Below are 12,013 nucleotides of genomic sequence, written 5' to 3'. Positions count from 1 at the left end.
ACCGTTTCGAGCCTCTTTTCCTTACCATTACGAAGTAGCATGAAGCTTCTCTCCCGCCTACTTACCGGCTTCTGCCCCCTGCTAGCCCTGGGCTGCGCCAGCCACCAGACGCAAACTCCCTACGACTTGGTTATCACGTATGCCAACGTGGTAGACGTGGAAACCGGACAGGTGCGCCCCAACCAAACGCTGGCAATTACGGCGGGACAAATTCGGCGGCTGGAAAATACGAGCCGGACGTTGGCCGCTACGCGCACTATTGATGCCCAGGGTAAGTACCTGATTCCCGGGCTTTGGGACATGCACGTGCATTTTCGGGGCGGCGATTCGCTGACTACGGCCAACCGCAACTTGCTGCCGCTTTACTTAGCCCATGGCATCACCACGGTACGCGACGCGGGCGGCGACCTGACCCCAGCCCTCTTCGCCTGGCGCGAACAAATCAGGGCCGGGCGGCTGGCAGGCCCTACCATTTACACCTCAGGTCCCAAAATCGACGGGCCGAAAGCCTTCTGGGCTGGCTCACTGGAAGTAGAAACACCGGCTCAGATAGAGCAGGCGCTGGATTCTTTGCAGCGCCTGCGGGTAGACTATGTAAAGATCTACGAGAGCACCATTTCCCGCGAGGCTTTTCTGAACACCATTTCGGCGGCCGAAAAACGCGGGCTCACGACCACCGGGCACATGCCCTACTCGGCCACGCTAGGCGAAGCCTCTGACCGCGGCCTGGATGCTACCGAGCACTTGTACTACGTATTCAAGGCCTGCTCAGCTAAGGAAGACAGCATCACGCAGGCCGTACAAAACAGCCTACGCACGGCGAAGCCCCTCGGCCTGTTTGCGGTACTGCCCACCGTGTACCGCACCTACGACCCGGCCGCGGCGGCGCGCATCTACCGCACCCTGGTGAAAAACAAAACGGCCGTGGTGCCCACCCTCTACATTCAGAAGCTACTGGCGGAGCTGCCAGAAACCGACCACTCCCGCGACACGCTGCTGGCGTACATCGACCCTAAAATCCAGGCTACCTACGCCCGCCGCCTGGCCGGAGCCCGGGCGCAGTCGGCCGCTACCCGCGCCTTCAATAAGCAACTCGGGGCGAAGTTTACCGCTCTGGTACCGGCCATGCAGCAAGCTGGCGTCGTGTTGCTGGCGGGGTCCGACAGTGGGGCATCCAACTCCTACGTGTACCCCGGCACCTCCCTGCTGGGCGAGTTGGAACTCCTGGTACAGGCGGGCCTCTCGCCAGTGCAGGCCCTGCAAGCTGCTACCATCAACGGTGCCCGCTTCCTCAAAGCGGACCAGCATGCGGGTACCGTCCGGGCGGGCAACGACGCGGATTTGGTTTTGCTGGACCAGAACCCACTGGCCAACATCCGCAGCCTTCGCCAGATCAACACAGTAATTGCCCACGGCCAAGTCTACACCGCCGCCGATTTACGCCGGATGCTGCTGGCGGTGAAGCACTAACTTTCGAGCGGCAAAACTCATCCTACATCTCACACCATGCCTATTCGTGAAATTCTTCAGCTAGGCCACCCCGTACTGCGCCAGATAGCCCAGCCCGTACCTGACCCCACCGCGCCAGCCGTGGCTACCCTTGTAACTGACCTGATGGATACCGTAGGCCATTGGCGCGCCACTACCGGCTACGGCCGGGCTATTGCGGCGCCTCAGATTGGCGAACTGCAGCGCGTGATTCTGCTGCACCTGCCGGGCCGTCCGGTGTGGCCGCTTATCAACCCCACCATCATCGACCATAGCCCTGAGAAGATGGTGGTCTGGGACGCCTGCCTGTCTTTTCTCTCCATTTTCATGCAGGTAGAGCGCTACGAGTGGATAACCGTGCGCTATCAGGACCAGCAAGGCCAGTGGCACGAAACCCATGCCGGCCGCGAAGATGACCTGGCCGAGCTGCTCCAGCACGAAATTGACCACCTCGACGGCATCTTGTCCATTGACCGCATGGTAGACGTGAAGTCGCTCTGTTCCCGCGAGGAGTTTGAGCGCCAGCACCGCGACGATAGTCCGTATGCGCAAAAGTGAAATAGTGAGGCGGTGAATTTGTGGTGTCCCAGGCCTTACTACACGTCATCTTGACGTAGAAAGGATCTTACCAAGCTGAACAAGTGGCTGCGCGCTACATGCTCACGTGACAAGACCTTAGCTCCGCCATCTTTAGGTTTACAAGCTCAGGATGACGTGCGGTTTGGGGCGTACAAGCTGCTTCAAGTTGCGTCCTGTACCTTTGGGTTAATGGCCAATATATATTACCCCTTCGTTGTTTACGACCTGCAAGAGCAGGCCACCCCAGAACGCCAGTACCGCATTGTGGTGGATCTGTCTGATATGGACGATTACTACACGGTGTTTGAGCGGTACGGCTTCAGCGGCAGTGGCGCCTCCTGGGCTGAGCACATTGAAACAATCGTAGAGGAACACGCCCCAGAGCTGCTCGACCATATCGAGCTGGCCGGTGAAGGTGAAATCTTCCGCGCCTACACCGATAGTCGCGCCAGTGCCCAGCAATTCCTGCACCTTGTTCACCCCTTCTTCGGCGACCTAGGCAGCCTGAGCAAGTACCTCAGTCAAGCCGACCCCGGCGACTTTTTTGAGTAGCAACCACAAGCTGGGCATGTCTAAACCACTCCGTACTCTACTTATAGTAGCGGCTTTGTCATCCTGCCAGCCCAAGGAATACCGTCTCAAAGACTTAGTAGATACTGAGGCAATCGACTCGGTCACAATTCACAATAACAACGGAGTATACCGGCTCAACCCAGCCGAGCTACGCGCCTTCCGACATACGCTTGGCGTAATGCACTACCTTCCGGAAGCCTCCTTAAAGATGGGGACTATTGGTTTCGACATCTACCTCTGTGGCCAGGGTCACTACGTAGCTGCTCGAACTCACGGCAAGTACGTCAAGATGCATAGGAGCCTGATTGACCGAAATAGCCATGATATGTTTCCATTGTTCAGCCCAGTAAAAGACGACGAGTTAATTTTCGAGTTTGACGAGGCGGTTAATCTAGACAACTTTCACAAAAAGCCTTGAACAGGGCATATATGGGCTACCCCCAGAAAGCGTCATGCTGAGCTTGCCGAAGCATCCCGACCTCTGACTAACCTAGCAGTATAGGTTAGAGGTAGGAATGCTTCGACAAGCTCAGCATGACAGACGTGTTCAAATCCTTAGTCCTTCGCTAAGGGCTACTTAGATGCCTTTTAAAAGCAGTGGTAGGAAAAAGATTACCCAAGTGCACTAGCGGAGCTTAGGGTTATGATACAGGTTTAGAGCACGAGGAAGCAGCCATTTCATAACGGGCGTCGATTTTAGCTAGCCAGTCGGCGACAAGGTCGTTTTGACTATCAGAGAGGTTATGTGAGTGGGACACATAATGCCTCCGGATGATATCTAAGCACATATCCACCACTGGCGTTCTACCCGGTCCGTGCAATACTTCATTGCGAACTGGGCGACCAAACTCTAACGCGATAAGCGCGGTCCATAAACTCACATAATAATGACCTTCCACTACGTGACCTAAGAAACGTTGTAATCCTTCATGGCATAGTAGCTCCCGTCCTAGCGCCAAATGCTCCTGATACATAGGTGTTCCATACTTTTCAAAATCAAGCGGTTGTATACCCTTCAGGTACAGCGCTCGGCAGGAGAATAAAAACGCGGACATCAGCTAGTACTTCACTTGTGATAACAAAGGATGTCGTCATTCCATGCTAAAACTCCTTACATCCATCATCCCCAATCGGGGCGCCGTCGGGCATAGGGAGTGCGGGGGCGGGCTGGAACTTCTCGGGGGCTTCTTCGAACTGGCGGATAGTGCGGAGGGCGGCGAAGGCAGTAGCCCGGCGGCCTTCGTCCTTGGCCGATTTTTGCTCTTTTTCAAGCTGCTTTTTCAACTCCTCCACCTTCAGCGCGGCTAGCGCTTTCACGTTCACAGGAGTCTGGGGGGCGGCGGCCAGGGCCAGCATCTTGTGCAGAGTGAGGGCATTAACCAGGCGCTGCAACTCGCCGGCGTAGCCGGTTTCGGGCTTACTGCGCCAGGTAGTGGCCAGGAGTTTATCCAGCACGGCGGCCAGGCCCGGTTGGTCTTGATGGCGAGCGTGGTACTCTTCCAGACGGGCGGCGCGCTGGGGGTTCAGCAGGAACTCCAGGGTAGTAGCCGCCGCCGATTCGGCCGCACTGGTGGGGTCGAAGGTGAGGCCGGTGCGGCTGGGGAAGGTTTCGCGGGAGCGGCCGTAGTTCACGGGGCGGGGCGGAATTTTCGCTAGTAGCTCTTCGGAGAGGGCCAGCTCCCGAGGCGAAATGGTGCGCATCAGAGCAGCAAATGCCTTCCACTGCTCGGCGGGCTCCACAAACTTGGTGATGGTTTGGCCGTCGCCTTTCACGGCGTAGGTATAATACAGCCCCCCGATTTCCTTAGAAGCGGCTTCTACCTGATAGCGCTGCAGTAGGTACATGGGCACCAGCACCTCTTCCAGCATGGCCATGGGCTGGCCGGGTGCCAAGGCTTTTTCGGAGAAGCGGGCCAGCAGCTTCTGCCGGATGTCCAGGAGGCGGTTTAGCTCATCAGCCGCGTTGGGGCCATCATCCCAGAGGTGGGCCGTGGGGTGGGCCCCACCCGCGGCGCGGGCGTCAGCATCGGAGATGAACACGTAGCCATCGGCCAGGGTCTGCCGCATAATGGCTTGCAGGCCCGCTTTCTCGTCGGCTTTCGGACCGAAATCCTGGTAGCCGTAGAGGATGGCGCGCTTGTCCCAGCTACCAATTCCTACCCCGTAGGCTTCGCTCAGGTCGATGCTGCCATCGGGGCGCATGGTGATGCGGGGCATGGGGTAGTCCATCACCGACGACCGTTCCTTGGTGCTAGCCGAATAGTTGTGGTACAAGCCCAGGGTGTGGCCCACCTCATGGGCGGCCAGCTGGCGCAGGCGGGCCACGCCCATTTTCAGCATTTCCGGGCTGGTAGGCTTGCCGTCCTCGTAGGGTTGCAACAGGCCCTCGGCAATCAGGAAATCTTGGCGCACCCGCAACGAGCCCAGCGACACCTGCCCCTTTATGATCTCGCCGGTGCGGGGGTCTACAATGCTGGCGCCGTAGGACCAGCCCCGAGTGGAGCGGTGCACCCACTGAATCAGGTTATAACGAATGTCCATGGGGTCAGCGTCCTCGGGCAGGAGTTTCACCTGAAAAGCATTCTTGTAGCCCGCCGCTTCAAACGCCTGGTTCCACCACGCAGCACCTTCCATGAGCGCCGAGCGCACGGGTTCGGGGGCGCCCCGGTCGAGGTAGTACACAATGGGCTCCACGGCTTCACTGACGGCAGCCGTGGGGTCTTTTTTCTGGAGCCGGTGCCGCACGAGTTGCCGCTGCATAATGGGCTGGTCGATGGGCGTGGCGTAGTCCATGTACTCGTTGGCAAAGTAGCCAGCCCGCGGGTCGAAGGCGCGGGGCTGGTACTGGGCATCGGGGAGCTGAATGAAGGAGTGGTGCATGTGCACCGTCACGGCGTTGGGGTCGGGCGTCACCGACTGGATTTCACGGCCCTTGGCCTTGCCAGTGAGGGTAATAACGGCCTCAAACTCGGAGTTCTGCGGAAACGACTTGGTGTTGGGCAGAAACACGGCCGAGCGGGTTTCCTCCGCCTTATAGGCCCCTTGTTTCAGTTCCTCCAGCTTGTCGCCTATCTGGTGGGAGTCGCGCAGCAAAAACGGCGTCAGGTCCACTAGTACCTTGTTGCCTTCCTGGGCTTCGGCCTTAAACCCCCAGATAACCGACTGCGCAAACGCTTGCTCCACGGACTTTCGCTCGTCGGCATTCTGGCTCACGGCGCGGAAGTCGTAGTTGGGTTGGAGCAGCAGAATTTTGGGGCCGCTTTTCACAAACTTCACAATGCGCGTCTGCCCAATCTGGCCGCGATCCAGGCCCAGATCATTGGAGCCCACCCCATTGGGCAACGTACTGACGTAGAGAATTTCCTGATCGAGCTTGTCAATTTCCAGCAGAATACGACCACCCTTCTCGTCCCAGTAAAAGGGGAAGAAGCCGGCAAACTTCTGCAAGCCTTTGGTTTTCTCAGCCAGGGTTTGGGCCGAGGTTAGATGGGAACTGAGCAGCAGAGAGCCAACTAGTAAACAGTAAATTTTCTTCATGCAGTGGAAAGGTTGAGGTCGGCTTAAGGTAGAAAGGGTAGCGCGTTATGCACCATAAAGACGCGGAAAGTTTTCCGCAGGACGCTCGCAAAGCGCACTGCTGACCGAGTGGCACCCCTACTCAGGTAACCCCACGCAAGTGAGCACGGGTAACTGAGTAAGAGAGCTAGTTTTCTAGCTTCTGGCGCTGAACTGCGAGCATTTGCGGAATATGCTGTTACTTGGATGCTCCTCCCCTTCTTATGTCCTTACTTCCTGTGTCTTCCTCCTCTGCTGCCCGCTGGAAATTAGTGCTCGGCTCGCCCGCCGATGCGGCCAATGAAATTCCTCTGTCGCCAGACTACGGGCAGATGGATGAGGTACTGACCCAGCTCTACGATAATGACGGGGAGCGGCGGGCGGGCCTGGGCGGCTCCGCGCCTAAGGTTAGCCGCTGGCTGGGCGACATCCGCACGTACTTCCCATCGTCGGTGGTGGCCGTGATGCAGCAGGATGCCATGGACCGCCTGGGCCTGCACCAGCTGCTGCTGGAACCCGAAATTCTGCGCACCGTGCAGGCCGATGTGCATTTGGTAGGCACCCTCCTGTCCTTGAGCCGGGTGATGCCGCAGAAGATCAAGCACACGGCCCGCGAGGTAGTACTAAAAGTGGTGCGCGAGTTGGAACAGAAGCTGGCCAACCCGTTGCGCCAGGCCGTGCAGGGGGCCCTAAGCCGGGCCGTGCGCAACCCCCGCCCCCGCTACGCCGAAATTAACTGGGCCGCTACCATCCGGGCTAACCTAAAGCACTATCAGCCAGCCTACAAAACGGTAGTACCGGAAAAGCTTATTGGCTACGGGCGGCGCGGGCAGGCACTCAAGGAGATTGTGCTGTGCGTGGACCAGAGCGGCTCCATGGCGTCGTCGGTGGTTTACGCGGGCGTATTTGGGGCCGTGCTGGCGTCCATCAAGGCCGTGAAAACGCACATGGTAGTCTTTGATACGGCCGTGGTAAACCTGAGCGAGAACCTCCAAGACCCGGTGGATCTGCTATTTGGAGTGCAGCTTGGCGGGGGCACCGACATCAACCTGGCCCTCACCTACTGCCAGCAACTTATTACGCGCCCCACCGATACCATCCTGGTGCTTATAAGTGACTTGTACGAAGGTGGCAACGAGCGGGAGATGCTCAAACGGGCCGCTACCCTAAAAGCGGCTGGGGTGAGCATGGTGGCCCTGCTGGCCCTCTCCGACGACGGGGCCCCCAGCTTCGACCGACGCATGGCTGAACAGTTGGCCGCCCTAGGTATTCCCAGCTTTGCCTGCACGCCGGGCCAGTTTCCGGCGTTGATGGCCGCCGCCATTCAAGGGCAGAAGCTCCAGGTATAGCCCCGCACGTCTGGCTGCCGCCCCGCTTTTGCCCGAAACCACCTAGCTTAGAAAGAACCGTAGCAGTTGCCTATGACACGCATCCTGAGTCTTGTTTTTCTGCTCCTGACGGTTAATGCCTTGTTGTTGAAGTCTGATAATCAACCGCCAACTGCATCGCGCGTGACTACGCTGTTTGATTTCGGATGGCGCTTTTACCGGGGTGCTGCCCAGGGTGCCGAGGCTCCTAACTACCGCGACGCCAGCTGGCGCGCCATCGACCTCCCCCACGATTGGAGCAGTGAAGACGTGCCGGGCACTAACTCACCATTCAGCGCCAAGGCCATCAGCCAAGTTAGCGGAGGCTTCACTACGGGCGGCACGGGCTGGTACCGCAAAACGTTTGTAGTTCCCGAGTCTCAGCGTGGGCAGCGCATTCAGCTTCAGTTCGACGGGGTGTACATGAACGCGGAGGTGTGGCTCAACGGGCAGCGCCTGGGCGCCCACCCCTATGGCTACACCAGCTTCTGGTACGATGTTACCGACAAAGTGCAGTTCGGGGCCAACAACGTGCTGGCTGTGCAGGTCCGCAACGAAGGGCAAAACAGCCGCTGGTACTCTGGCTCGGGCATCTACCGGCACGTGTGGCTGCGGGTGCTGGCGCCCGTACACATCGAACCGTGGGGCACCTACCTTACCACGCCCACGGTTACGGCGGCCACGGCCCAGGTGAAGGCCGAAACGCAGGTGCGCAACGAGGCAACCCAGCCGGCTACCCTCACTGTGGTTACGTCCCTGCGCAGCCCGGCGGGCCAACAAGTAGCGCGCCTCGAAACAAAGCAAACGCTAACGGCTGGCAGCAACGCCCGTGTTCAGCAAACCCTCAGCGTGCCGTCGCCGGCTTTATGGTCGGTAGATACGCCCGTGCTCTATACTGCCCGCACGCAGGTGTTTCGGGGCCCTCAGCTCCTAGACCAGGTAGAAACGCCCTTCGGCATCCGCACGGTTTCGTTCGACCCCCAACAGGGTTTGCGCCTGAACGGCCAGGCGCTCAAACTCAAAGGAGGCTGCATTCACCACGATAATGGACCCCTCGGAGCGAAAGCATACGACCGAGCAGAGGAGCGTAAAATCGAACTTCTGAAGGCCAGTGGCTACAATGCCATCCGCTGCTCGCACAATCCGCCCTCCCCGGCTCTGCTGGATGCCTGCGACCGGCTGGGGATGCTCGTCATTGACGAGGCCTTCGACATGTGGCGGGAAGCCAAAAACCCCGAGGACTACCACCGTTACTTTGCTGCCTGGTGGCAGCGGGACGTGGCCAGCATGGTCCTGCGCGACCGAAACCACCCTTCCATTATTTTGTGGAGCCTGGGCAATGAAATTCCGGAGCGCGGCAAGCCGGAGGGAGTAGCAACGGCTAAGGAGCTGGCTTCCTACGTGCGCAAGCTCGACGCCACCCGGCCCATTACGGCCGCCGTCAATGGCCTCGGCCCCGATAAGGACCCCTACTTTGCCGTGCTGGATGTGGCGGGCTACAACTACGCCACGGCCGGCGACCATCACCAGGCCGACATTTACGGGCAGGACCATGCCCGCTTGCCCAAGCGTATCATGTACGGGTCGGAGTCGTACCCGCTGGAAGCCTTCGGCAGCTGGATGGCCGTCAGAGACAAGCCGTACGTAGTGGGCGACTTCGTGTGGACAGCGTTTGACTACATTGGGGAGGCCAGCATTGGGTGGCTGGGCTACATGCAAAAGCCCGAGTTTTACCCCTGGAACCTTGCCTTTTGCGGGGACATAGACATTTGCGGCTGGAAACGGCCCCAGTCGTACTACCGAGATGCGCTGTGGAAGGAAAATCAGGTTTCCTTGTTTGTGCAGGCCCCTACGCTTTCCTTTCCTACCAACCCCAAGAAAGAAGAGTGGAGCAAGTGGGAATGGCACGATGTGCTAGCCGACTGGACCTGGCCCGGGCAGGAAGGCAAACCCCTAACTGTGGAAGTGTACTCGTCTTGCGAGCAAGTAGAGCTAGTGCTTAATAACCAGAGCCTAGGCATCAAGCCCACCAATCGGTCTACCCATTACACGGCGACCTGGTCGGTACCCTATCAGGCGGGTGAACTCAAGGCCATTGGCCGGACTGGCAGGCAGTCGGTAGGCAGCGCCACCTTGCGCACGGCTACCCCACCAACTCGCCTCGCCCTCAAAGCCGACCGTACCGAGTTGCGTGCCGATGGGCAGGACCTCAGCTACATTACCGTTGAACTTGTTGATGAGCAAGGCACTCGCCATCCAAAAGCACAGTTCCCGCTCACGTTTGAGGTCACGGGCCCCGGCGTAATAGTCGGTGTTGGCAATGCCAACCCAACCAGCACCGAAAGCTACCAAAGTCCCCAGCGCACTACCTGGCAGGGGCGGGCATTGGTGGTAGTAAAAGCAACTCGGCAGCCCGGCACTATCACTCTTCGAGCCCAGGGCCAAGCGTTGCCCGCCGCCACCATAGCACTAGAATCGCGCTAGGACGGTTTTAAGCATTTCAAATTGCTAATCAGATTACTACTTCTCCATAGTAGCAAGATTGGAGTAGCCGCATGCAACGAGCCCGGTGCGTTACGGGCTCTTGCTACTACTCTATGCATACTATCTATTTCTGGCTGCTGTGCAGTGGACTGGTTCCCGCACCAAGCACTGCTACTCCTGATTCGCTAACCCCGCGGGAAGCCCACAACCTTACGGCTCTTGCCCAGGCAGCTGGCGCCGTGAAGTACTTCTATCCCAATCGTCATACGGCACGCCTGAGCTGGGAGACCATGCTGGTGCGCAGTATTCCCGTAGTTCGCTGCGCCCGCACCGATGCGGCCCTGGCCGCTACTCTTGATAGTGCGTTGCGGCTAGTAGCGCCCGAAACGCGCCTAGTAGCCAATGCACGGCCAGTGCCGGTTGTGGCTCAACCCCTCGTGGCGGGTTCTTACTACCATTGGGAGCACCAGGGCCTGGGGCTCGACAAAGCCGGCTTGCCCATCGTGCGCGTTATGTTTCGGTTAGCCGGGCTGCCATATGCTAGCAGCATGCCCCAGGTATCGTCGGCGGAGGCCGAGCAGCGCTACCCCGGGTCTGTGCGCCAGTACAGCGCTATGCTTACGGATTCCATTAGCTTGTGCTTTCCCTTGGTGCTTTCGGCAGCTCAGCACCGCCAGCGTCTGCCCTGGCGCTCGGGGCCCCGTGTGCGCCGGCTGGAACCCGAGCATATGGCCCAGCGCCTGGCCACCATCATGCTCACGTGGAACATCATCCAGCATTTTTACCCCTACCGCGCCCTGCTAGACAGCGCCCGATGGTCGGCCCATGCCCTACCTGCCGCCCTGCACCAAGCCGCCCGGGCCCGCACCCAAGCCGACTTGCTCCGGACCTGCCGCCAGCTATTGGCCCGCCTTCCCGACCGCCACGTGCGCATTAGCCCCAAAACCCGCACCGGCCTTTCCATTGTGCCGCCGCCCTGGGCCCTACGCTTCACTCTGGTTGATAGCCTGGTCGTCGTGCGCCAGTCGCCCGCTGCGTTGCGGCCTTTGTTGGCGCCGGGCACTATTGTTACGCACGTAGACGGCCAGCCGGTACGCCAACTGATTCACCAGCTCGCCAGTACTATTCCGGCTACTTCGAGGGCGGTAGCGCAGCACCTGGCGGCTGAGGCTCTAGTACGCCACCTAGCCGCTAGGGCTCCCACGAGCCTGTTCACAGTACGAGCTACGGAAGGGCCAATCCGGCAGCAGGTTGTGGCATTCCGCGAGGTGCGCGGCAGCCTGTATCATCAACTGCCCGCTGTGCTTGAGGTAGAGCCCGGCCTGTACTATCTGGATGCGGCACGCCTGCGCTACTCGGATTTCCAGCGGGCTATGTCCCGATTACAAAAGGCCCGCGGCGTGGTGGTAGATATGCGCCAGCGCCCTACGTACGACATGCTGCGGATACTGCCCCACTTTTCCGCTACTGCCCTGCGACCTGACAGCACAGCTACGCCCCGGTTGCGGCAGCCAAACTTTCAGCAGGCGTTTCTTCAGGGTGCTACGGGGCGCCCTATTCCGGCCCAACAGCCTTATTTGCAGGCCCCGACAATCTTTTTGGTAGGACCCGATACCTACAGCTACGGCGAAACCCTAGCGGAACTCGTGCGCCGCCATCGGCTGGGGCTGCTGGTAGGGCAGCGGACGGGCGGTACCAACGGCGAAATGAACATGGCTTCCGTGGGGCGCAGCTACCACTTAAGCTGGACGGGCCGGCAACTAATCCCCCGGGGCGACGCCTACCAAGGTAGCGGCCTTGCCCCCGACCTTTGGGCGGCGCCTACCCTGGCCCAGCTTACTCAGGAGCAGGATGCCGAACTGCTGCTGGCGCTAACGTGGCTTCGGCAACACGCCCGCTGAGCAAGGCTTCCGCCTTCTGCTTCAGCGTTTATCAGTTACATTAGGCAACCAGACCTCCTTATGCGT

8 protein-coding genes are annotated in these 12,013 nt (G+C 59.4%); 7 read left to right on the top strand and 1 reads right to left on the bottom strand.

Features of this window, described 5'->3' with window-relative positions; translation table 11 throughout:
• The first annotated feature begins 39 nt into the window (after positions 1-39).
• The 4 genes from CHB83_RS00380 to CHB83_RS00365 all read left to right on the top strand — a co-directional run bounded on the left by CHB83_RS00380 (position 40) and on the right by CHB83_RS00365 (position 3,058).
• Positions 40-1,470 carry an amidohydrolase family protein gene (locus CHB83_RS00380; protein WP_089331293.1) on the top strand — a complete coding sequence of 477 codons (1,431 nt, stop codon included), beginning with the start codon at positions 40-42 and terminating at the stop codon, positions 1,468-1,470.
• A 36-nt stretch (positions 1,471-1,506) separates the two neighbouring features.
• Complete coding sequence (locus tag CHB83_RS00375) at positions 1,507-2,046, top strand: peptide deformylase (protein WP_089331292.1); 540 nt, start codon at positions 1,507-1,509, stop codon at positions 2,044-2,046.
• 210 nt (positions 2,047-2,256) lie between these two features.
• Entirely contained in the window at positions 2,257-2,619 is a 363-nt protein-coding gene (locus CHB83_RS00370) for an Imm51 family immunity protein (RefSeq protein WP_089331291.1), read from the top strand.
• A gap of 16 nt (positions 2,620-2,635) precedes the next feature.
• Positions 2,636-3,058 (top strand): hypothetical protein, encoded by a 423-nt coding sequence (locus tag CHB83_RS00365; protein WP_089331290.1) that lies wholly within the window; start codon positions 2,636-2,638, stop codon positions 3,056-3,058.
• A gap of 683 nt (positions 3,059-3,741) precedes the next feature.
• Here CHB83_RS00365 and CHB83_RS00360 read toward each other — a convergent pair.
• Positions 3,742-6,177: a zinc-dependent metalloprotease gene (locus tag CHB83_RS00360; RefSeq protein WP_089331289.1), complete on the bottom strand. Its 2,436-nt coding sequence runs from the start codon at positions 6,175-6,177 to the stop codon at positions 3,742-3,744.
• Positions 6,178-6,419: 242 nt separating this feature from the next.
• On the opposite strand from CHB83_RS00360, the gene CHB83_RS00355 reads away from it, so the two are divergent.
• From CHB83_RS00355 to CHB83_RS00345, 3 genes are all read left to right on the top strand, one after another.
• Positions 6,420-7,544, top strand: coding sequence for a VWA domain-containing protein (locus tag CHB83_RS00355; RefSeq protein ID WP_089331288.1), 1,125 nt, complete (start codon positions 6,420-6,422; stop codon positions 7,542-7,544).
• Positions 7,545-7,616: 72 nt separating this feature from the next.
• Positions 7,617-10,046 carry a glycoside hydrolase family 2 TIM barrel-domain containing protein gene (locus CHB83_RS00350; protein WP_089331287.1) on the top strand — a complete coding sequence of 810 codons (2,430 nt, stop codon included), beginning with the start codon at positions 7,617-7,619 and terminating at the stop codon, positions 10,044-10,046.
• Positions 10,047-10,159: 113 nt separating this feature from the next.
• A complete protein-coding gene (locus CHB83_RS00345; protein WP_179225416.1) occupies positions 10,160-11,947 on the top strand; it encodes a S41 family peptidase in 1,788 nt (595 codons plus the stop codon).
• Positions 11,948-12,013: the final 66 nt, after the last annotated feature.

The sequence above is a fragment of the Hymenobacter mucosus genome (assembly GCF_900188255.1).
Taxonomy (GTDB): domain Bacteria; phylum Bacteroidota; class Bacteroidia; order Cytophagales; family Hymenobacteraceae; genus Hymenobacter; species Hymenobacter mucosus.
The sequence above is the reverse complement of the archived record's forward strand: the minus strand, read 5'-3'. Positions and strand labels throughout refer to the sequence as shown.